Source organism: Staphylococcus sp. FSL K6-0223, assembly GCF_038008285.1.
This window is the reverse complement of the sequence record NZ_JBBOYX010000002.1, coordinates 755,842-779,189: the sequence shown is the minus strand read 5'-3', so window position 1 is coordinate 779,189 and position 23,348 is coordinate 755,842. Positions and strand designations below refer to the sequence as shown.

The following is a 23,348-nucleotide window of genomic DNA, read 5'->3' as shown; positions in this document are numbered from 1 at the left end:
TCTTCTTTAGTAGAAGGACTAGTTGCATCTTGTTCATGTTGTTCAGATTGTGAAGCTTCCTTATCATCATCTTGTGTGCTAGCATCTTCTTTATTTGAAGTTGTTACGCTAGCATCTTGAGTTTGTTGGTCAGTTTGAGCTGAATTGTTCGATTGATCTTGAGAAGTTTTACTTGAAGAACCGTTTAATTCATCTAGTGAGGCATCGTATGTATTTGAAGTGGTATCATCATTTGATTGAACTTTCGTAGGATCTTGATAAGTTTGAGTTCCTGAAACATTTTGTGCTGGTTGAGAGACTTTCTCTTTAACTTGTTCAGCTTGTTTAAGAGTAGCTTGGTCATCCAATACGTTTTTATTGTTTGTTTGATCTTGAGTGTTTTCTGCGGCGAGTGCGTGGTGAGCAGTGAAGGCAGTTCCAAATAACATTAATGCAACCATTGACGGTAATTTGTAATTGAATTTCTTCGTCATATTTTTATTTACTCCTCATAATATATTTTATTTTGTACCAATTATAATATTAGTTGTAATATCTGTATTACTTTTAACAGTTTTGTAATCAAACTTTAACCTATGACTAACTGATAATTATTTTAGTATTTATACAGTTAAAGCATTAATTACGCGTTTTCTATTTATTTTCATTAGTGTAAAATGCATATTAAATATTACATTTTTAAGTTTGTGCAAAGTTGAAAATTGAATATAAAAAGTTGTTATATTGCTTTATTCATTCTGATGTGTTCAATATTTTCTTCAATAAAAGTATTCCCGAATGCTTTATAACCGATTTTTTCGTAAAAAGTTTGCGCATGTGTTTGTGCATGCATAGTTAATTCGTCAAAGTTTAAATCATTAGCTAATTCTTCAATAGAGTTCATTAATAGTTTACCGTAACCCAATCCTCTATGTTCTTTAATGATAGCTACACGTTCCACTTTTCCTAACTTTTCTTTAATAGGTCTAATTCTAGCGGTAGCAAATGGATCACCATCTTTTGTATAACCAATTATGTGATATGATATTTCTTCATAATTATCTATTTCATTCTCCTCAGGGACATGTTGTTCTTTGACGAAAACTTTTTTTCTTATCATAAAACAATCATTCAACATTTCTTCATTAATAACTTTCTTAAACATTTAAAACCTCCAGTATCTCTAATAATTCCCAAAATCATGTAATTAAATCACAAATTGAACAGATTTTTATTAAAATTTTCATTCTAGTAGAGATGGTACATCTATGAATCGAAAAATTATTTATAAAAAAACCGCTAACATAGTTAAAAGCAATGTTAGCGGAAAGTTAGAGTTATATTAAAACACTCTGAATGTTTCATTTATAGAGCTTCTTTTCGTACAATGGCGCAATATTGCCAAAAAATTCTTAATTGCGCTATATTCCAGTTATTCATGCCCATCGTAAAGCCAGATGGTTTAAACAAGTTAACGTCTGTCACTTCAAGTGCAGCAGCGATTAGGTATTGTAAAGGTACGCTAATACTTTTCATAGTTTCAGTTATACCATTTTCATCATAAACCCATGTGAAAGGTAAGTCAGATTCGAATACATCTACTTTATTGAAAATCTCAGGAAGGGCGACAATATAACAAGCGCCGTCGACGACTGGATTATCGAAACTGTTTTTATAGTAAACAAGTAATGCTTCGTAGTTTTCTCTATGCTCATGATTGACATAGAAGAATTCATTACGAAATAGGGCCATGTCTTTACTATGAACAATTTGTTGTTCCAACATATTAAACATGCCATTAATATTAGCGACCTTTTCATATGTTTTGCGACTCATTGTATAAGCTCCTCTCCTAATTAAATAACTGCGATGTAAACATGATTAATAAATAGTTATTGAACATTCATATTAGCATCATCATTTAATGTGTTATTTTGCTCATTATTTTGTTGATATTGATTTTGGTAATTGTTGTCATCAGTTGTTTGATTATTATTACCTGTATCTTCTTGACCATCATTTTGATCGTTATTGTTGAATGTTGCTTCGTTATTTGAGTTATCATTCATTGTATCGTTGTTATTATTGTCATCATCGTTTGTTGTGTCTTTTTGATTTTGACGTAATAAACTATCACTTAACTCTGTTAATGGGACGAGTGAACCATAATGTTTGATAACTCTATGATCTAAAAAGTCGTCTTTATCTGTTATTTTAGATAAGCCTAAATCAGAGCGCAAGATATTTGAATATTTCATTATACTTTTAACACTTGGATTATAGTAATAAATACCATCTAAATAATCGTCTTTACCTTCAAGTTGGGATGTTTTTATATCTGTGTTGCCTGTAAGATACATCTTAGCTAATGATTGAATTTCCTTTTTAGTAAGATTATGTTTAGCATTTTTACCGACGATTTCAACTACATTATCTAATTTATCAATTGAATCTAAACTTTGGGCTTTTTGGAAAAGAATTTTTATTAAGTCCATTTGTCTTTGACCACGTTTTAAATCTGAATCATGATGTCTTGTTCGAGCTACAGCTAAAGCTTGGTCACCATTTAATTTTTGATAGCCTTTTTTAATTTTTATTCTGCCGGTATCGTCACTATTTGGTTCATTTAAATTATAAGGCACATCATAATAAATACCGCCTAATTCATCAACAGCTTCAACAAATGCTTTCATATTAATTCGAACATAGTAATCTACTGGTACATTCATTGTCGCTTCAACAGAGTCCATAGCAGCTATAGGACCACCGTAAGCATGAGCGTGAGTGATTTTATCATAATAGCCTACTTTTGGTATATAACTAATTGTATCGCGTGGAATACTTAACATTCTAATTTGATGTTTCTTTTGATTAAATGTTGATAAAATCATTGCATCTGATCTAGAGTGTTCAATACTTTGTCCGTTCTTTTCTCTGCCTTCATTATCATCTATTCCTAAAAATAAAATAGAAATAGGTTGCTTTTCAGGATTTACTTTTGAATCTCTTAAAGTGGATTGACGTTGCGCATTATGTTGATCTTGAGACTTTTCAAAAGCAGATTCTGAACTTTTATATAATTGAGTAGCAAATATGATTGGAACGACGACAAGAACGAATGTTAATAATATTAAAAAATACTTTAAAAATTTGTTCATCGTAAGTGCTCCTATTTTATTATTAAAATTTATATTTATGTGCTGAAATTTGTATATAGTTATGAGATACGTTTTTACTTTTGTATTTATGCACTATAGCCTTAAATTGTATTACTTTATAAGCAAAATTACAACTCATATCTTCACATTAATTTTACAATCTTAAAACTAAATTTACATTAATTTTTTTCTATAAGTTTGGAAATAAATTTCTGTTAAACCCTTTATGGTACTAAAGTACTATAGAATTATTTTTAAATAAGCGTATTATCTAATTAAAGTGATTTATCTATGTCAGTAAGTTATAATAATGCATAGCTAATCAAATATATAAAATTTGTTAAAACAATTATCAAATACAATTTCAATTATCAAATTTTCACCATAGATTCGACGTGCTACTTTCCTTTACATTGATTGTTTATAAGAAAGGAGATTACTAATGAAACAAGAATGGATAAAACGTTTGGATGAAAGTTTAATTCAATCGTTTTATGAGCAACAGAACGAAAGAGAAATAGAAGAAGGGTTAACAACACAGTTATCTTTTGGGACTGCTGGAATTAGAGGGAAGTTTGGCATTGGTCCTGGTAGAATGAACGCTTTCACGGTAAGAAAAGTAGCTTTAGGCTTAGCAAAATTTATAAAAGCAAATTCTAATGAAGCAACTATTGTTGTCTTTTACGATTCTAGATTACTTTCAGAAGCTTTCTCTAAAGAATTATCTACAATATTAGCTGATAACGGAGTTAAAGTTATCACTGCAGAAAGCTATAAATCTACACCTGAACTCTCTCATGCTATAAGATATTACGGGGCAGATGGTGGGGTAATGATAACAGCAAGCCACAATCCCAAAAATTATAATGGTATTAAAGTTTATAATGAATATGGTGGGCAACTATTACCTAATGACTCTGAAATTTTAAGTAGTTATATAGACGAAATTGAAAATCCATTAGATATAGAAATCGGTAGCTTTGATAAGTTAGTAACTAAAGATCAAATTAATTTTGCAAGCAAAGATGTTAGAAATAATTACATAAATGAAGTTATTAGGGCTACGGGAAACATTGAAAAAAAGAATGCTAAAACAGTACTAACTAGTCTACATGGAACAAGTTTGCCTATAGTTTCTGACATTTTGGACAAACTCAATTATGATAATTATGTTATTGCTCAATCACAATCTATTCCAGACGGAACATTTCCTACACTAAATAGTCCTAACCCTGAGGACGAATCCGCATTTGAAGTAGGGAAGAAGCTAGCTGAAGAAAGTGATGCACAACTCATTATTGCTACTGATCCTGACGCAGATAGATTAGGGATAGTAGAACGTTTAGATAATGGAGAATATAAATTTTTCAATGGTAATGAATTAGGACTTATATTAATGAAATTAAGGTATCAAGACCTAATTGATGCTTCATATGAAGATTTATATATTGTTAAGTCCATAGTAACTAGTGAACTAAGTGAAAAATTGGCGGATGTTTTAAATGTTAATGTTTATAATGTGCTTACAGGATTTAAGTATATTTCGGAAATTTTAAATGATAAGAGCCATACTAATGAAAAACTATTGTTAGCATTTGAAGAAAGTAATGGCTATATGGTTGAACCATTTGTAAGAGATAAAGATGCTCTTCAAATCGTACCTTTAATCATCAAATTTAAAAATCTACTTTACGAAAATAATATTACTTTAAAAGATACACTTGATGATATATATCGTACAGTCGGTCATTATCAAAATGTTAATTTAAGTCCTGTATTTGAAGGTGCGGATGGACAGCGTAAAATAGAAACAATTATAAATTCATTTAGAAATAAAGAAATACATCAAGTGTGTGGGTTAGATGTAAAAGCAATTGAGGATTATCAATTAGGAACAATTAAGTATATAGAAAGTGGGAAAGAAAAAGCCACTTACTTACCTAATGCAAACTTAATACGTCTAATATTTGATGAAGGTTTTATAGCTATTAGGCCATCGGGTACAGAGCCTAAAATTAAGATATATTTTTCACTAAACGTAAATAACATTGATAGTTTAATTAAAGAATTCCAAGAGACTTATATTGAATATTAAAGACATGAATGTGTGAGGCTAACAAGAAAAAATGAAACTTAATAAATTTAAAATAATCTTTTTTATAATCGTACTAGTTACACTGATTGTATTAGTTGGAGTATTAGGATTTAAATGGAGTAAACATCATGAAGTAGAAACGCAAGTATTAAAGAATCAAAGCGATAACACTAATTATATTGAAAAAAGAGATAAGTCAGTTAAAGCGCCTGAGAAGTTAAAAACAATAGTTGATAAAAAAGAACCAATGTATGGCCAAATTGATAAGTATTTAAAAGAAACACATTTCAATGGTACAGTAGCTATATTTGATAATGGTAAATTGAAAATGAATAAAGGATATGGTTATAAAGACATTGAAAAAGGTAAGAAAAATACTGCTAATACAATGTATCTTATTGGTTCTTCTCAAAAATTCACAACGGGATTAATGCTTAAACAATTAGAGCTAGAACATAAGGTGGATTTAAATGCACCTGTAACGAAATATTTACCTTGGTTTAAAACAGATAAAGAAATAACAATTAAAGATTTAATGTTACATAAAAGTGGATTATACAAATACGAAGCTTCAACAAACATTAAAAACTTAGATCAAGCAGTATTATCTATTCAGAAACGTGGAATTGATGATAAAGTTTATCATAAACATAGTTATAATGATGCAAACTATTTAGTCCTAGCTAAAGTGATTGAGAAGGTAACAGGGAAACCATACGTACAAAATTATTACGAACGTCTTGGTAATAAATTTCATCTAAAGCATTCTGCTTTTTACGATGAGAAGCCATTACAAAATGAAATGGCTAAAGGTTATAAATTTAAGAATGATTCATTTTCGTTCTTACGTCCTAATGTACTAGATCAATATTTTGGTGCAGGGAACCTATATATGGCACCTTACGATATGGGTAAACTTATTAATAAGTTACAACAAGATAAATTATTTAGCTCTAATGTGACAAATCCAATGTTACATGAATTAGGTACTGAAGAGTATCCTGAAGAATATCGATATGGCTTCTATGTTACGCCATATCTTAATAGAGTGAATGGCGTGTTCTTCGGTCAAACATTTACTGTATACTTTAATGACCGTTATGTTGCTATATTAGGTACTAATATTAAAAATACTAACGGCTTCGTGCCTAATGAAGATAAAATGAGACATATTTTCTATAATATTCTTAATCAAAAGAAACCTTATAATACACCAGGTGTTAAAGTTCAAGATAAACAGCATACAATTCATTAGATATTCACCTTAAAGGATGATTAGAATAAAAACCACGCATATTCAATAAAGATATTTTTAGCCAATATATTAAATCAGACTGAGAAATTAAATATTATCTCAGTCTGATTTTTTTAATATATAGTTCAATATAAATACCTTACTATTTACAATAGCTCAGTGCGTTAAGGAATAAATCTTCGTAATCTTTATCTACAGGTGAGAGTACAACTGTACAATTAGGATATTGAGATTCGAAATCTACAACAGTTGCTCCTTTAGTGTGATGACCAGCTAATTCTATTTGAACATCTGCTTCTTTGACATTAAATGCTTGAGGTTGCAATAAATATAAAATAGTAAACACATCATAAATTTTAACGCCATATTCGAAGTCTTCGCTTCGATAGTGTTGAAATAAATCATGTAACATTTGTCCTGTTTCATTTTGATTTTTAAAGCTTTTAACGTAATCATGCGTAAATATGGCTTCTCTAGCTAAGTCTAATCCTATCATTGTCAGAGGCAATCCAGAGTTAAATACCACTTGCGCAGCTTCAGGATCACAATAAATATTAAATTCTGCTAAAGGCGTGACGTTTCCTCTTCCTGTACTACCACCCATAAGAACAATTTCTTTAATGTAATCAGTTACTTCAGGATATGTAGAAAGGAGTATTGCTATATTAGTCAATGGACCAATTGCAATGATAGTCATAGGATTCTCGCTCTTTAAAATTGTTTCTTTCATAGCTTCAACAGCGTGGGTAGATGCCAAATCCTTTTGCGCAATTGGGGGAAAGTCATAGCCATCCATACCAGATTCTCCATGAACTGGTGCAGCGTCGACAATTTCGTTTAATAAGGGTTTTGATGCACCTCTATGAACAGGCACATCACTATTAAAGAAATGTTTAAGCTTTAAAGCATTTGCGGTAGTCTTCTCAATACCTACATTCCCATTCACAGTAGTAATCATTTTTACATCAAATTCTGGATGACATAAACCCAAACTGATTGCTGCAGCATCATCTATACCAGGATCAGTATCAATAATTATTGGGGTTACCATTATATTAATTCGCCTCCTAAAAATGAACTTCCCATTAAGCGTATCATTGTATCATCATAATTTCGACAATAAAAAAAGCAAGCTAACATATATATGCTAGCTTGCGTGTTGATTAACTAAGCCATGAGCTTGATAATCTTTACCTCAGTTTTATAAGTGGTGAGAGTGACCACCTTGCATTACCCAATACGTACCAATAACGATAGCTAGGGTAATGATGATTGCGAAGATAACTTTGAATGATTGAACTCGACCATCTTTACCTTCAGTTAAGTGCATGAACATTAATAATTGAACTGCAGCTTGGATAAAAGCAAAACCAAAGATAATTGTTACCTTAGCATGGAATGTCATTGATGTGTATAGTGTTACGAAAACTGCTAAAAGCGTTAAAACGATTGAAGCAATGAAACCGACAGTATGTTTTACGATTGTATTCATCCGCTATACACCATCCCTATCATATATACGGCAGTGAAGATGAAGATCCAAACAACATCTAAGAAGTGCCAGTATAAACTTACTATAAATAATTTAGGAGCATTGTATGAATCTAAACCGCGAGTTCCGATTTGGATTAATAAACAAATGATCCAAACAATACCTACTGATACGTGACATCCGTGCGTACCTAATAGGATGAAGAAACTAGACCAGAAGGAACCGATAGTAGGATTTACTCCTTCTTGTGCATAGTGTGCGAATTCGTAAATTTCAAAACCTACGAATACAAGCCCTAATAATACAGTGATAATCATCCAAATCATCATTAAGTTCTGTTTCTCTTTACGCATGTAGTAAATTGCAATACCACAAGTGTAAGAACTTAATAATAATGAGAATGTCATAATTAGTACAAGAGGCAATTCAAATAACTCTGTAGTCATTTTGTGAGCGTAATCGCCACCGTGTTGCAAAGTTAATAACGTTGCGAATAGGGTACCGAATAACGCGAATTCAGCTGTAAGGAAAATCCAGAAGCCAAGTTTATTTAATTCGCCTTCATGACTACGTGAATCGATTGTATTAGTATCATGACTCATGACTTACAGCCTCCCTTTCTTTAATACGAGCTTCTCTTAAACGTTTTTCAGTTTCTGCAACTTCAGAAGCATGGATGTGGTAACCATGATCAATTTGGAAACTTCTCCAAATCATAGTTCCAAAGATACCTGCTAAGCAGATAATTGCAGGAACGAGTGTTTCAAAGATTAAGAAGAAACCACCGATTGTAAAGAAGATACCCATCCAGAAACCTACTGGAGTATCGTTAGGCATATGAATATCTTTGTAATTATGGTTGTCTAAGTAATGACGACCATGTTCTTTCATATCAACAAAAGTATCGTAGTCATTCCAATCTGGAGTGATTGCAAAGTTGTATTTAGGTGGAATAGCTGAAGCTGTTGACCACTCTAAAGTACGACCAAGTCCATCCCAGTTATCACCAGTTGCTTCACGTGGTGCTTTGATATGAGCATAGACGATACTTGCAACTAAGAATAGGAAACCAATTCCCATTAATAATGCACCGATAGTTGAGATGAAGTTTAATAACCACCAACCATCAGAAGGCATGTAAGTGTATAAACGACGTGGCATACCATCTAATCCGAGTACGAATTGAGGTAAGAAACAAACGTTAAATCCGATCATGAATAACCAGAAGCACCATTTGTTTAATGTTTCGTTTAATTTGTAACCCATCATTTTTGGATACCAGAAGATTAAACCAGCTAAGCAGGCAAATACTACACCAGTAACCAATGTATAGTGGAAGTGGGCTACTAAGAAATAAGTGTTGTGATATTGATAGTCAGCAGATGCCATCGCTAACATTACACCTGTAACCCCACCTAATAGGAAGTTAGGTATGAATGCTAGTGAGAATAACATAGGTGACTCGAATGTAATTCTACCTTTATACAATGTTAGTAACCAGTTAAATAATTTAACTCCGGTAGGCACACCGATTAACATTGTTGAAATTGAGAAGAATGAGTTGATTAACGCACCATTACCCATTGTGAAGAAATGGTGAACCCAAACTAAGAAACTTAAGAACGCGATACCTGCAGTCGCCCAAACCATGCTTTGGTGACCGAATAGGCGTTTACGTGCGAAAGTTGGGATAATTTCTGAATAAATACCGAATGCTGGCAAGATAACGATGTATACCTCAGGGTGCCCCCATACCCAGAAGAAGTTTGCCCATAACATCGGCATACCGCCATCTGCTACTGTAAAGAAGTGTGTACCGAACACTCTATCTGTAGTCATTAATGCTAACGCAACTGTTAAAACAGGGAAAGCTAAAATGACGATAAGCGTAGTAATAAATGTTGTTACAGTAAACATTGGCATTTGCATGAACTTCATTGTAGGAGTTTTACATCTAAGTATTGTTACAAAGAAGTTAATACCAGTCATTAATGTACCAAGACCAGAAATTTGTATTGCAACTAAATAGTAGTTGACTCCTGGTCCAGGACTAAATTCACCAGCAAGTGGTGCATAGTTAGTCCAACCTGCAGCTGGAGATCCACCTACGATAAATGATAGGTTGAATAAAATCATACCAGCAAAGAATAGCCAGAAACTAACGTTGTTCATTACAGGGAAGGCAACATCACGTGCACCGATTTGTAATGGAACGACGATATTCCATAAACCAAAGATGAAAGGCATCGCCATGAAAATAATCATGATTACACCGTGCGTACTGAAAATTTCATCATAGTGGTTTGCTTCCAAGAATTTATTATCTGGAATAGTTAATTGAGTACGAATTAATAACGCGTCAATACCACCACGTACGAACATTAATACGGCACAGATTAAATACATTACACCGATTTTTTTATGGTCTACGGATGTGAACCATTCTTTGTATAGATATTTCCATAATTTAAAATAGCTAATTACTGCGATAAGTCCGATAACTAAGAATGGGGCAGCAATTTGCGCCATGATAATCATCCAGTTACCTTTAACGAGTAATTCATCCCATGGAAAATTCATTAATGTCCACCTCCATGATCATCATGTTCTTTTTTTTGAAGTTTAGACGCATTTTCGTCTTTTGCTCCTTTAGAAATTTTTTCCATTTCTTTAGAGTTATGGTCCTCTTCTTTTTTGAACTCACTGTCATATTTTTCATTGTTGCCGAGAATAATAGGTTTCATACCATGACGTTCATAGTTCGCGTTTGTCACTTTGACCTTACGAGCTGGTTTAACAGGTTTATCTTTTACATCTTTATAAAGATCTTTTTCTTCAGTGAAGTTAGGATCTTTCTGAACGAAATTATAACGTTTATAAGCGTAGAAGATATATTCTGGATCAGCTGCTGGGTCAACAAACGCCATATGAGTACCATTGAATGTTAATTCTTTATTAGGTGTGCTTGGTAAGATTTGTTTATCAAATGTATCTTGATTTAATGTTTTCTTACCTTTAGCTTCTTTAACCCATTTATCGAAATCATTTTGGCTTACAGAGTGAACTTTAAATGTTTGACGAGCAAATCCGTCACCATTGAAGTTAGAGTTACGACCTCTGAAGGTACCTAATTGATCTGCTGTTAAAGTCCAATTCATTGTCATACCAGTCATAGCATATTTCTGACCACCTAATTGTGGAATCCAGAAACTTGTCATAGTATCCATAGCTTGAAGCTTGAATACGACTGGACGATCTTTAGGAATTGTTAATGTATTAACAGTCTCGATGTGTTGATCTGGGTAAGCAAAGAACCATTTGTAACCAGCGCTTACTGCGTAAACCACAAGTGGGTCTTTGTCTTTTTGAGGTGGTTTCTCATAATCATATAATGTTTTAACTGTTGGTACAGCTAAAGCAATAACGATTAGGATAGGTACCACAAACCAAATTGTTTCTATTAAAGAATTGTGGTGCATCTTGCCTGATACTTCATTCTTATTATAACTGTACTTATAAATAAAGAATGCAAACATGGCAAGCACAACGACAACAATAACAAGCATGAAGATGATTGAGTAGATGATCAAGAACTTCTGACTACTTGCTACTGGCCCTTTTGCATTAAAAACTTCTATATTTGAACAGCCACTAAGTAAAATTAGTGTGCCAAATAATAGAAGCAAAGACTTAAATTTTGACACTTTTTTTGACCTCCTAATACTACAAATGTAGGGCTTACCACTAATTTTAGTTTATTACACAATATTTACAAGTACCTGTAAAAAAAAATTTGTTGTTATATGTAAAGAATAAGCATTGATATAAGGTATGACGGGGATTTTAAGATTTGTTAAAATTATGTGTACATTTTGTGAAATTAGACAAATTTAACAAAATTGCATGTAATACAACTTATGTATTGAGAAGTGTTATCAATTGAAGGGTTGAGGGGGATTTTGCAAATAAAAAAGTTGAGAAAATTCTCAACTTTAAATAGGAAAGATTCTATTTTACTTCAATATATCTCGTAGATGTTTTTTCTGCTCCATCAGAGTCAGTTACTATATATTTAACTTCATATTTTCCAACTTTAGATGTATCTACCTGACCGTCGACTTTGATTTTATGAGTTAAGTCACCATCTTCTTTATCATATGCGCTTATACCATTTAATAAATTATAATCTTGGCCTTTTTCAATTACAATGTCATTGACCCCTCGTAGTTGAGGTTCGGTATTAGTAGTCGCTTCTGCATTTAAATTAGGCGTTACTAAGGTAGCTGAAACACCAAGCGCTGATAATGACTGTAGTAATTTATTCATAACTTAACCTCCGTCTGATAGTCATCTATGATTTAAATCTAATATACTTTATATTTAAGATTTATACATCATACTATGGTCTTAATATACCCCAGTTTTAATAAAAATTAAATATATTTTAAGTAAATTTCATTAAAGATTATGTAAATTGAAAGTTTTGTGAAGGTTTTAGCATTTTATTTATTTTTTAGAAAAATAGGAATAGAATTAATTTGCAATAAATCAATAGGCCTTTTGAGACCTTATGTGGGAGTGGAAATAATGTTAACGGAAAAAGAAAAAAGTATCATTAAAGAAACTGTTCCTGTATTACAGGATAAAGGTGAAATAATTACATCACATTTCTATAAAAGAATGTTTAAACAACATCCTGAATTAAAAAATATGTTTAATCAAACGAACCAACAAAAAGGTCTTCAATCAACTGCACTTGCACAAAGTGTTTTAGCTGCGGCAGTTAACATTGAGCATTTGGAAAATATTATGCCAGTAGTTAAAGAAATCGCTTATAAACACTGTGCATTACAAGTACCACCTGCTGGATATGATATTGTTGGTGAAAATCTGATTGCAGCTATAAAAGAAGTAGTGGGATTAGATGATGATCATGAAATTATTAAAACATGGAAGAAAGCCTATCAAGATATCGCTGATGTATTTATTTCAGTTGAAAAGGATATTTATAGTCAAATGGCTTGGGACGGTTTCCAACCATTTAAAATAGAAGAAATTAAACATATTTCTTCAGATATTAAGTCTTTCACAGTTGTTTCAGATAAACATGATTTAAGTCAATTTGTTCCAGGTCAATACATTACCGTAGATGTAAGTAGCGAAAAGATGCCGTATCGTGCAAAACGTCATTATTCAATAGTAAAAGGTGACAAACAACATTTAACATTTGCAGTTAAACGAGATGTGACAACTGAGCATGAAGGAGAGGTATCTACTATATTACATGATGAGTTAGTAGAAGGTGATTCAATTAATTTATCTGCACCAGTAGGTCCATTTAAAGTAGAAAACTTGAATAACGAACAATTATTCTTAGGATCTGGAATAGGAGTTACCCCGTTAGTACCAATGTTTAATGAAGCAGTTACAAATGGGTCTAAAGCTCAATTTATTCAGGTTACTAATGATGTTAACGATGCACCGTTTGAAACATTAATTAATGAAATTGCAACCACTAAAGAATCTGTTGATTATCACCTACATGATAAAAACTCAGAAGGCTATCTAGATGAAGATAAACTTAAAGACTATATTAATGAAGAAACAGAAATTTATATTTGTGGAGGTACTCACTTCTTACAATCAATTATAAAAGCATTAAAAGAAATGAATGTAGATACAAATAAAATTCATTACGAAACATTCATTCCTAAATTAAGTGTAACTGTATAATATAATGAAGAAACCATCTCAGTATTTAAATGATTACTAAGATGGTTAATTTTTTTATTTAAAGAATGGAAAGTTATAGAGCGTAGAGCTTTATTCAATTCCTCTGCGCATTTTTTCTGCTATAAGTGTATTATTTAGTACCATAGTAATTGTTAATGGTCCTACACCACCTGGAACAGGTGTAATTGCTCCGGCGATTTCTTTTACTTCTTCATATTCTACATCGCCTTTTAATTTGCCATTTTCATCAGGTGTATTACCAACATCAATAATTACTGCACCTTCTTTAACCACGTCTTTAGTTACAAGGCCAGGTTTACCTACTGCACTGACGATAACGTCTGCATCTTTTAAGTGTTTACTCATATCTTTTGATCGTGAATGTAAAATAGTTACAGTTGCATTCTTTTGTAATAATAGTTTTGAAACAGGTTGACCAACAATATGACTTCTGCCTATTACAACAGCATGTTTACCTTCTAGATTAATATCCGCATGTTTTAAAATTTCCATAATTCCTAATGGTGTACAAGGTACAAATGTTTGCTCATCAATATAGAGTTTACCAATATTTGAAGGATGGAAACCATCTACGTCTTTATCAGGATTAATAGATTCTAAAACTTTTTGTTCACTCACTTGTTCCGGTAGAGGAACTTGAACAAGAATTCCACTCACAGAATCATCGTTGTTAAGTCTTTCTAACTCTTTTAGAACGTCTTCTTCTGATGTTGATTCATCTAAATGTACAATTTCGGAAATCATTCCTATTTTTTCAGCAGCTTTCTTTTTAGATTTTACATAACTTTGACTTGCGCCATCATTACCAACTAGAATAACTGATAATTTTGGAGTGAAACCACGTTCTTTTAAAGATTCAACTTGTTCTTGTAATCCTTGACGATATTCCTTAGCTATTTGTTTTCCATCTAATACTTTAGCAACCACTTAAAACTCCTCCTTTAATTTCTTTAATATCTTAACTTTAACATTAATTATAAAGTAATTGATAGTCAAAAGACGTAAATTAAATTTAAAAATATAATTAAAGTTCGATTTTTGATTGAAAAACTATCCTATGATTGTTATGCTATATCTGTAATATACAACTAATTCTTATCACAATCCAAACTTTTGAAAGGGTGTAAAACGTGAGAGTAGCAGTCATTATGGGTAGTTCTTCAGACTGGGAGATTATGAAAGAGAGTTGCTTGATGTTAGATGAATTTAATATTCCGTACGATAAAAAAGTGGTTTCTGCTCATCGTACGCCACAACTTATGTTTGAATTCGCTAGTCAAGCAAAGCAAAATGGCTATGACATTATTATTGCTGGAGCCGGTGGAGCAGCACATTTACCTGGTATGGTAGCGTCAATGACTACTTTACCTGTCATAGGTGTGCCAATAGAGTCAAAAAGTTTAAAAGGGTTAGATTCTTTATTATCTATAGTACAAATGCCTGGTGGAATACCGGTAGCAACTACGGCTATAGGTAAATCAGGTGCAAAAAACGCTGGAATATTAGCAGCTAGAATGATTGGTATGACTGATAACACAGTTCATAAGAATTTGGAAAATTATGAAAAAACATTAGTGAATAAAGTGGAGGCAATGCAAAATGAGCTTCAATAAACTGAAATTCGGTTCAACAATCGGAATTATTGGTGGAGGACAATTAGGGAAAATGATGGCACAGTCCGCACAAAAAATGGGCTATAAGGTTATTGTCCTTGATCCAAACGAAGACAGTCCATGTCGCTATGTTGCACATCAATTTATTCATGCTAATTATGACGATGAACAAGCATTAAAAGAACTAGGTGAAAGTTCAGACGTCATCACTTATGAATTTGAAAATATTTCTTCTCAACAACTTAAACAACTTACAGAAAACTACAATATACCTCAAGGCTATCAAGCAATTCAGTTACTTCAAGATCGTCTTACTGAAAAGCAAACATTAAAAGATGCTGGAACTCAAATCGTTCCTTTTCTACAAATAAAAAATAAACAAGATTTATATCAAGCTTCTAAGGAACTAGGGTATCCATTCATCGTTAAAACTCGCTTTGGTGGATATGATGGGAAAGGACAAATCCTAGTCAAAAGTGAGTCAAATTTAGATGAAGCGATTGATTTAATTTCTAATCAAGAGTGTGTAGCGGAACAATACCTTGATATTGATAAGGAAGTTTCTCTTACAGTAACTATCGGAAATGAGCAACAAACAACTTATTTTCCATTACAAGAAAATGAACATAGAAATCAAATCTTATTTAAAACAGTCGTACCTGCTAGATCCAATAAAGAAAATGAAGCGCGTAAAGAAGTGGATAAGATAACCAATGCAATTCATTTTGTAGGTACATTTACTGTTGAATTTTTTATAGATAAAGAAAATAATCTTTACGTTAATGAAATAGCACCACGCCCTCATAATTCTGGACATTATTCAATAGAAGCATGTGACTTTTCTCAATTTGATACCCATATTTTAGCAGTAACAGGACAGAGACTCCCACAACAAATTGAAGTCTTGAAACCAGCAGTAATGATGAATTTACTCGGACGCGACTTAGATTTGCTTGAAAATGAATTTGCAAATCATCCTGAATGGCACGTTCATATCTATGGTAAATCACAACGCAAACCTGATAGAAAAATGGGGCATATGACATTACTTACTGATGATGTGAATCAAACTGAACAATACATGTTAATGAAGTTCGAAGGGAGAGACAAATAAGTGTCATTATTATATGAAGGAAAAGCAAAACGCGTTTATACAACCGATACAGAATATCAATTGCGAGTAGAATACAAAGATGAAGTAACCGCAGGCAACGGAGCCAAAAAAGACACAATGGCCGGCAAAGGAAAGTTAAATAATCAAATCACATCAATTATATTTGATTATTTAACTCGTAACGACATCAATAACCACTTCATTAAGCAACTTTCAGAGACAGAACAATTAGTACAACAAGTAGACATTATCCCATTAGAAGTCGTAGTGAGAAACATCGCCACTGGTTCTATTACTAAGCGATTAGGATTTGAAAAAGGGCACGTGTTTGAAGAACCATTAGTCGAATTTTTCTATAAGAATGATGACCTTAACGATCCTTTAATTACTGATGATCATGTAAAACTACTTCATATTGCTAAAGATGATGAGATAGACAAGTTAAAACATATGGCAAAAGAAATTAATAAAGTATTGGTTCAACTTATGGAAGAAATGGAGCTAAGACTTGTCGATTTTAAAGTTGAATTTGGTAAAACACATGATGGCGAAATTTTACTAGCTGATGAAATTTCTCCTGATACATGTCGTATATGGGACAAATTTTCAGATACAAACTTTGATAAAGACGTTTATAGAAATGATACTGGCTCACTCATTGAGACGTATCAAACATTCTTGAATAAATTGGAGGATCTTAAATAATGAAAACAATCGAATTGCACATCACTTTACAACCACAAGTATTAGATACTCAAGGACAAGCTTTAAACAGAGCTGTACATGATTTAGGTTATACACAAGTGAATGACATACGCGTAGGTAAAGTTCTATACATGACGGTTGATGAAGCAACAGATGAAGCGGTTGATAATATCATTACGACATTAAGTGAAAAGTTATTCGCTAACACAGTGATAGAAGAATATAGCTATAAAGTGATTGAAGAAAAGGAGAATGCATAAGATGAAATTCGCAGTTCTCGTATTCCCTGGCTCTAACTGTGATAGAGACATGTTTAATGCCGCAATTAAATCTGGCGTTGATGCTGCTTACGTCGATTATCGTGAAACGAGCCTCGAAGGATTTGATGGGGTTCTGATCCCTGGTGGCTTTTCATTTGGTGATTATTTAAGATCTGGAGCAATGGCAAGTGTGGCTCCTATTATTAATGAGGTTAAACGTCTTGCAAAAGAAGGAAAACCAGTACTTGGAGTATGTAATGGTTTCCAAATATTAACAGAAATTGGATTACTTCCTGGTGCGTTGCTTCATAATGATTCTCATCTTTTCATAAGTAGAAATGAAACTTTAAAAATTGTTAATAATCAAACTCCATTTACTCATTTATATGAAGCTAATCAAGAAGTCGTTTATCCTGTTGCTCATGGTGAGGGGCATTACTATTGTACAGAAGATATCTTTAATGAACTTGAACAAAATAATCAAATTATCCTTAAGTATATTGATAATCCTAATGGTTCTTATGAAGATATCGCAGGCATTGTTAATAGAGAAGGAAATGTATGTGGAATGATGCCCCATCCTGAACGCGCATTAGAAACACTACTAGGCACTGACAGTGGAGTGAAATTGTTTGAATCAATGGTTAAAAGTTGGAGGGAACAACATGTCTAAATTTATCGAACCAAGTGTTGAAGAAATTAAACTTGAAAAGCTTTATCAAGATATGGGACTTAGTGATAAAGAATACGATAAAGTAGTTGAAATTCTTGGTAGAGAACCCAACTTTACTGAGGTAGGAATCTTTTCGGTAATGTGGAGTGAACATTGTTCATATAAACATTCTAAACCATTCTTGAAACAGTTTCCGACTACTGGTGAGCATGTCTTAATGGGCCCTGGTGAAGGGGCAGGTGTAGTGGATATTGGAGATAATCAAGCAGTCGTATTTAAGGTGGAATCACACAATCATCCATCAGCTATAGAACCTTATCAAGGCGCTGCAACAGGTGTAGGTGGAATTATTAGAGATATCGTCTCAATAGGAGCGAGACCTATTAACTTGTTAAATAGTCTACGTTTCGGTGAACTATCAGTCAAACAAAATCAACGACTTTTAAAAGGAGTTGTGAGCGGGATTGGTGGTTACGGAAATTGTATCGGTATTCCGACTACAGCTGGTGAAATTGAATTTGATGATCGATATGATGGCAATCCACTTGTAAATGCAATGTGTGTAGGTGTCATCGACCATGACATGGTCCAAAAAGGTACTGCTAAAGGCGTTGGTAACTCAGTTATTTATGTTGGTCTGAAAACTGGTCGCGATGGTATTCACGGTGCCACATTCGCTTCTGAAGAACTAACTGAAGAAAGTGAAAGTAAACGACCTTCAGTTCAAATCGGTGATCCATTTGTAGGTAAGAAGCTCATGGAAGCAACACTTGAAGCTATTACGTTCGATGAACTGGTAGGAATTCAAGATATGGGGGCAGCAGGTTTAACATCTTCTTCATCTGAAATGGCTGCTAAAGGTGGAAGTGGTCTTCATTTAAAACTTGACCAAGTTCCTACTCGAGAACCTAATATTTCACCATATGAAATGATGCTTTCTGAAACACAAGAAAGAATGCTACTTGTAGTTGAGAAAGGTACTGAACAAAAATTCTTAGACTTATTTGATAAACATGAACTTGATAGTGCAGTGATTGGTGAAGTTACTGATACAGATCGATTCGTATTAACTTATGAAGATGAGATATTTGCAGATATCCCAGTTCAACCACTTTCTGACGAAGCACCAGTTTATATACTTGAAGGTGAAGACAAAGAATACAATACGTCTAAAAATGATTATAGCAACATTGATGTAGAAGATGTATTTTCAAAATTATTAAAGCATCCAACGATTGCTTCAAAACGTTATTTATATGAGCAATACGATCAACAAGTTGGAGCAAACACGATAGTGAAGCCGGGTCTTCAATCTTCAGTTGTACGAGTAGAAGGAACTAATAAGGCAATCGCTTCAACAATTGATGGTGAAGCACGTTATGTTTTTAATCAACCATATGAGGGTGGAAAGATGGTTGTTGCAGAGGCATATCGTAATTTAATTGCGGTTGGTGCGACGCCACTTGCAATGACAGATTGCTTAAATTATGGTTCACCGGAAAAGAAAGAAATTTACCAACAATTAATTGATTCAACTAAAGGCATGTCTGAAGCGTGTGAAGTTTTAAATACACCTGTTGTATCAGGTAACGTTTCGCTTTATAACGAAACGCGTGGTACGTCTATTTTCCCAACGCCAGTTGTAGGAATGGTCGGTCTTATTGAAGATATTAATTATTTAAACGATTTCCATCCCAAAGCTGGAGAAAAACTTTATTTAGTTGGCGATACGCGTAATGATTTCGGTGGAAGTCAAATCGAAAAGTTATTATACGGTTCTGTGAACCATGAATTTGAAGAGATTGATTTAAGCGATGAAGTTGAGAAGGGTGAATCCATTAAACAGGCAATTCGTAACGGCGTGGCTTCTCATGTTCAAACAGTAGGTAAAGGTGGTTTACTTCTTACCCTAGCTAAAATAAGTGCATACTATAATCTTGGACTTCATGCACAACTTGATATGACTAATGCACAATTATTTAGTGAAACTCAAGGTCGTTATATTATCTCAGTTAAAGACGGTCAGACTCTAAATATGAATCAAGCTATAGAGATTGGTCAATTAACAAGTGATGGCACATTTAAGGTCTCTAATTCAGAAGTTACAATTTCGGAAAAGGTTTCAGACATTAAACATACATGGGAAGGAGCAATCGCTCAATGTTTAGCAACTCAGGATTAAATGAGGAATGTGGCGTATTTGGAATCTGGAATCATCCTGAAGCAGCACAATTAACTTACATGGGTCTTCATAGTTTACAACATCGTGGTCAAGAAGGTGCAGGGATTGTAGTTTCGGATGATCAAACACTTAAAGGAGAAAGAGGACTAGGTTTACTGACTGAAGCAATTAAAGATACTAATATGGAAAATTTAAAAGGGTATCCACATGCAATTGGTCATGTACGATATGCAACATCTGGTAATAAAGGGATTGAAAATATACAACCCTTTTTATATCACTTTTATGACATGAGTGTCGGTATTTGTCATAACGGTAATTTAATTAATGCTGAATCTTTACGTCAAAATTTAGAAAAGCATGGTGCAATATTCCATTCATCATCTGATACTGAAGTCATCATGCACTTAATTCGTCGCAGTAAAGCACCAACCTTTGAAGAAGCACTTAAAGAAAGCTTACGCCAAATTAAAGGTGGTTTCACATTTGCGATACTTACTGAAGATGCACTCTATGGTGCAGTTGACCCTAATGCGATTCGTCCACTTGTAGTCGGTAGAATGGAAAATGGTGCATATATCTTAGCTAGCGAGACTTGCGCTATTGATGTTCTGGGTGCAGAGTTTGTACAAGATATCCATGCTGGAGAGTATGTCATTATCAACGATGATGGAATTGTTGTCAAAAATTATACACGTCATGTAAATACAGCTATTTCGGCTATGGAATATATTTATTTTGCAAGACCAGATTCTACAATAGCTGGAAAAAATGTTCACGCTGTGAGAAAAGCATCTGGTAAAAGACTCGCTGAAGAAAGCCCTGCAAAAGCTGATATGGTTATTGGAGTACCTAATTCTTCACTGTCTGCAGCGAGTGGTTATGCTGAACAAATTGGCCTTCCTTATGAGATGGGTCTCGTTAAAAACCAATATGTTGCACGTACATTTATTCAACCGACACAAGAATTACGTGAACAGGGCGTACGTGTTAAATTATCGGCAGTTAAAGATATTGTCGAAGGTAAGAAAATTATTCTTGTAGATGATTCAATCGTGCGTGGCACTACGTGTAAAAGAATTGTGAAAATGCTTAAAGATTCAGGAGCTGATGAAGTGCATGTGAGAATCGCTTCTCCAGAGTTCATGTTCCCTAGTTTCTATGGTATTGATGTGTCGACTACTGCAGAGTTAATTTCAGCAAGTAAATCACCAGAAGAAATTAAAGATTACATTGGTGCTGATTCACTAGCATATCTAAGTGTTGATGGACTTATTGACTCAATTGGTTTGAATTATGATGCACCGTATCGTGGATTATGTGTTGAAAGTTTCACAGGAGATTATCCAGCAGGTCTTTACGATTATGAAAAGAATTACAAATCACATTTAAGCGATCGTCAGAAAGCTTATATAGCTAATAATAAACATTATTTTGATAGTGAGGGAAACTTACATGTCTAAAGCGTATGAACAATCAGGTGTAAATATTCATGCAGGTTATGAAGCGGTAGAGAGAATATCAAGTCATGTTGAACGTACAATGCGTAAAGAAGTCTTAGGTGGACTTGGAGGTTTTGGTGCTACTTTTGATTTATCTCAACTTAATATGAAAGCACCCGTACTCGTTTCTGGTACAGATGGTGTAGGTACGAAATTAAAACTTGCTATTGATCATGGCAAGCACGATACGATTGGTATTGATGCTGTAGCGATGTGTGTGAATGATATTTTAACGACTGGAGCAGAACCTCTATATTTCTTAGACTACATTGCTACAAATAAGGTAGTTCCATCAATTATTGAACAAATCGTCAAAGGTGTGAGTGATGGGTGTGAGCAAACGAATACCGCATTAATTGGTGGAGAAACTGCTGAGATGGGTGAAATGTATCACGAAGGTGAGTACGATATTGCAGGTTTTGCAGTGGGCGCTGTTGAAAAAGATGAGTACATAGATGGTTCTAAAGTAGAAGCAGGACAAGCAATTATAGGTTTAGCATCGAATGGTATTCATTCTAATGGCTATAGTTTAGTTAGAAAGCTTATTAAAGAATCTGGCATCAATTTACATGATAACTTTAATGGAAAGACTTACTTAGAAACATTTTTAGCACCCACTGAATTATATGTAAAACCAATTCTAGAATTGAAAAAACATGTGGATATTAAAGCAATGAATCATATTACTGGTGGCGGATTCTATGAAAATATACCAAGAGCTTTACCTAAAGGGTTGTCGGCTAGAATAGATACAACTTCGTTCCCAACATTAGACGTTTTTAATTGGTTACAGCAACAAGGGAACATTAGTACAGATGAAATGTATAATATCTTCAATATGGGTATAGGCTATACCGTTATAGTAGATAAAAAAGATGTATCAACAGCTTTAGCGGCTTTACAAGAGCTTGATGTGAAAGCTTATGAAATTGGTGAAGTGATTGAAGACGCTGATACGCCACTTCATTTAATGGGGGTAGAATCGTGATTAAAATAGCGATTTTCGCCTCAGGTTCAGGTAGTAACTTTGAAAATATCGTTAAACGTGTTAAAGATGGCGATTTGCAGAACATAGAAGTGACTGCACTATATACTGATAAAGCTAATGCTCAGTGTATAGAACGAGCTAGAAAATTAAATATACCTGTTCATGTTAACCAACCTAAAGACTTTGCTTCAAAGTCATCTTATGAACAACAGTTGCTTAAACATTTATCCGATGAAGGGGTTCAATGGATAGTTTTAGCAGGTTACATGAGATTGGTTGGTCAAGATTTACTTCAAGCCTTTGAAGGACGAATGTTAAATATACATCCTTCACTATTGCCTAAATATAAGGGGTTAGATGCAATAGGCCAAGCATTTGATAGTGGAGATACAGTAACAGGTTCAACCGTGCATTATGTAGATAGTGGCATGGATACGGGAGAAATTATTGAACAACAACAATGTGATATTAGAACGGACGACACGAAAGAAGATTTAGAAGAGAGAGTCAAAAATTTAGAATATGAACTTTATCCTAGAGTTATCGCTAAAATCATTAAATAGAGGAGTATCTAAGCA

22 protein-coding genes and 1 pseudogene are annotated in these 23,348 nt (G+C 33.4%); 12 read left to right on the top strand and 11 right to left on the bottom strand.

Annotation, left to right across the window (positions count from 1 at the left end; genetic code table 11):
* Positions 1 to 184 precede the first annotated feature (184 nt).
* The 4 genes and pseudogenes from MHI13_RS23495 to MHI13_RS14640 all read right to left on the bottom strand — a co-directional run.
* Positions 185 to 473, bottom strand: a pseudogene (locus tag MHI13_RS23495) (hypothetical protein); the annotation flags it as partial.
* A 245-nt stretch (positions 474 to 718) separates the two neighbouring features.
* Positions 719 to 1,144 (bottom strand): GNAT family N-acetyltransferase, encoded by a 426-nt coding sequence (locus MHI13_RS14650; RefSeq protein WP_064210269.1) that lies wholly within the window; start codon positions 1,142 to 1,144, stop codon positions 719 to 721.
* A gap of 200 nt (positions 1,145 to 1,344) precedes the next feature.
* On the bottom strand, positions 1,345 to 1,815 hold the full coding sequence (locus MHI13_RS14645; protein ID WP_002435360.1) for a DUF2538 family protein: 471 nt from the start codon (positions 1,813 to 1,815) through the stop codon (positions 1,345 to 1,347).
* Between the two features lie 56 nt (positions 1,816 to 1,871).
* Entirely contained in the window at positions 1,872 to 3,137 is a 1,266-nt protein-coding gene (locus MHI13_RS14640) for an LCP family protein (RefSeq protein WP_064210268.1), read from the bottom strand.
* A 442-nt stretch (positions 3,138 to 3,579) separates the two neighbouring features.
* Here MHI13_RS14640 and MHI13_RS14635 point away from each other — a divergent pair, with 442 nt between their 5' ends.
* Positions 3,580 to 5,232: a phospho-sugar mutase gene (locus MHI13_RS14635; protein WP_064210267.1), complete on the top strand. Its 1,653-nt coding sequence runs from the start codon at positions 3,580 to 3,582 to the stop codon at positions 5,230 to 5,232.
* Positions 5,233 to 5,263: 31 nt separating this feature from the next.
* Positions 5,264 to 6,487 (top strand): serine hydrolase domain-containing protein, encoded by a 1,224-nt coding sequence (locus tag MHI13_RS14630; RefSeq protein ID WP_064210266.1) that lies wholly within the window; start codon positions 5,264 to 5,266, stop codon positions 6,485 to 6,487.
* A 142-nt stretch (positions 6,488 to 6,629) separates the two neighbouring features.
* Here the strand turns inward: MHI13_RS14630 and rihC are convergent, their stop codons facing one another.
* The 6 genes from rihC to MHI13_RS14600 all read right to left on the bottom strand — a co-directional run bounded on the left by rihC (position 6,630) and on the right by MHI13_RS14600 (position 12,305).
* A complete protein-coding gene (rihC, locus tag MHI13_RS14625) occupies positions 6,630 to 7,538 on the bottom strand; it encodes a ribonucleoside hydrolase RihC (RefSeq protein ID WP_064210265.1) in 909 nt (302 codons plus the stop codon).
* A 150-nt stretch (positions 7,539 to 7,688) separates the two neighbouring features.
* Complete coding sequence (gene qoxD, locus MHI13_RS14620) at positions 7,689 to 7,979, bottom strand: cytochrome aa3 quinol oxidase subunit IV (protein WP_002435478.1); 291 nt, start codon at positions 7,977 to 7,979, stop codon at positions 7,689 to 7,691.
* Entirely contained in the window at positions 7,976 to 8,581 is a 606-nt protein-coding gene (gene qoxC / locus MHI13_RS14615; RefSeq protein WP_002435471.1) for a cytochrome aa3 quinol oxidase subunit III, read from the bottom strand. Before qoxC ends, qoxD begins: the two co-directional genes overlap by 4 nt.
* Positions 8,571 to 10,559 carry a cytochrome aa3 quinol oxidase subunit I gene (gene qoxB, locus MHI13_RS14610; protein ID WP_002435303.1) on the bottom strand — a complete coding sequence of 663 codons (1,989 nt, stop codon included), beginning with the start codon at positions 10,557 to 10,559 and terminating at the stop codon, positions 8,571 to 8,573. The genes qoxC and qoxB overlap by 11 nt, the downstream gene beginning before the upstream one ends.
* Positions 10,559 to 11,683 (bottom strand): cytochrome aa3 quinol oxidase subunit II, encoded by a 1,125-nt coding sequence (qoxA, locus tag MHI13_RS14605; protein ID WP_064210264.1) that lies wholly within the window; start codon positions 11,681 to 11,683, stop codon positions 10,559 to 10,561. The genes qoxB and qoxA overlap by 1 nt, the downstream gene beginning before the upstream one ends.
* Before the next feature lie 304 nt (positions 11,684 to 11,987).
* Complete coding sequence (locus MHI13_RS14600) at positions 11,988 to 12,305, bottom strand: DUF5011 domain-containing protein (protein ID WP_002435347.1); 318 nt, start codon at positions 12,303 to 12,305, stop codon at positions 11,988 to 11,990.
* 261 nt (positions 12,306 to 12,566) lie between these two features.
* On the opposite strand from MHI13_RS14600, the gene MHI13_RS14595 reads away from it, so the two are divergent.
* On the top strand, positions 12,567 to 13,712 hold the full coding sequence (locus tag MHI13_RS14595; protein ID WP_064210263.1) for a globin domain-containing protein: 1,146 nt from the start codon (positions 12,567 to 12,569) through the stop codon (positions 13,710 to 13,712).
* A 90-nt stretch (positions 13,713 to 13,802) separates the two neighbouring features.
* Here MHI13_RS14595 and folD read toward each other — a convergent pair whose 3' ends face one another.
* Complete coding sequence (folD, locus tag MHI13_RS14590) at positions 13,803 to 14,660, bottom strand: bifunctional methylenetetrahydrofolate dehydrogenase/methenyltetrahydrofolate cyclohydrolase FolD (protein ID WP_064210262.1); 858 nt, start codon at positions 14,658 to 14,660, stop codon at positions 13,803 to 13,805.
* Positions 14,661 to 14,863: 203 nt separating this feature from the next.
* Between folD and purE the strand changes: the two genes are divergently transcribed.
* Genes purE through purN form a run of 9 tightly spaced genes read left to right on the top strand, consistent with a single transcriptional unit; the run spans position 14,864 to position 23,333 of the window.
* Entirely contained in the window at positions 14,864 to 15,346 is a 483-nt protein-coding gene (gene purE / locus MHI13_RS14585) for a 5-(carboxyamino)imidazole ribonucleotide mutase (protein WP_037548660.1), read from the top strand.
* A complete protein-coding gene (gene purK, locus MHI13_RS14580; protein WP_064210261.1) occupies positions 15,333 to 16,460 on the top strand; it encodes a 5-(carboxyamino)imidazole ribonucleotide synthase in 1,128 nt (375 codons plus the stop codon). Before purE ends, purK begins: the two co-directional genes overlap by 14 nt.
* Entirely contained in the window at positions 16,461 to 17,165 is a 705-nt protein-coding gene (purC, locus tag MHI13_RS14575; RefSeq protein ID WP_058121802.1) for a phosphoribosylaminoimidazolesuccinocarboxamide synthase, read from the top strand.
* The gene (gene purS, locus MHI13_RS14570) at positions 17,165 to 17,425 is read left to right on the top strand and encodes a phosphoribosylformylglycinamidine synthase subunit PurS (protein ID WP_002435433.1); all 261 of its coding nucleotides are present in this window, start codon (positions 17,165 to 17,167) and stop codon (positions 17,423 to 17,425) included. The genes purC and purS overlap by 1 nt, the downstream gene beginning before the upstream one ends.
* 1 nt (position 17,426) lies before the next feature.
* Entirely contained in the window at positions 17,427 to 18,098 is a 672-nt protein-coding gene (gene purQ, locus MHI13_RS14565; RefSeq protein ID WP_064210260.1) for a phosphoribosylformylglycinamidine synthase subunit PurQ, read from the top strand.
* Entirely contained in the window at positions 18,091 to 20,280 is a 2,190-nt protein-coding gene (purL, locus tag MHI13_RS14560; protein WP_064210259.1) for a phosphoribosylformylglycinamidine synthase subunit PurL, read from the top strand. Before purQ ends, purL begins: the two co-directional genes overlap by 8 nt.
* Complete coding sequence (gene purF / locus MHI13_RS14555; RefSeq protein ID WP_064210258.1) at positions 20,259 to 21,743, top strand: amidophosphoribosyltransferase; 1,485 nt, start codon at positions 20,259 to 20,261, stop codon at positions 21,741 to 21,743. Before purL ends, purF begins: the two co-directional genes overlap by 22 nt.
* Positions 21,736 to 22,770: a phosphoribosylformylglycinamidine cyclo-ligase gene (gene purM, locus MHI13_RS14550; protein WP_037548668.1), complete on the top strand. Its 1,035-nt coding sequence runs from the start codon at positions 21,736 to 21,738 to the stop codon at positions 22,768 to 22,770. Before purF ends, purM begins: the two co-directional genes overlap by 8 nt.
* On the top strand, positions 22,767 to 23,333 hold the full coding sequence (gene purN, locus MHI13_RS14545; RefSeq protein WP_023350476.1) for a phosphoribosylglycinamide formyltransferase: 567 nt from the start codon (positions 22,767 to 22,769) through the stop codon (positions 23,331 to 23,333). The genes purM and purN overlap by 4 nt, the downstream gene beginning before the upstream one ends.
* Positions 23,334 to 23,348: the final 15 nt, after the last annotated feature.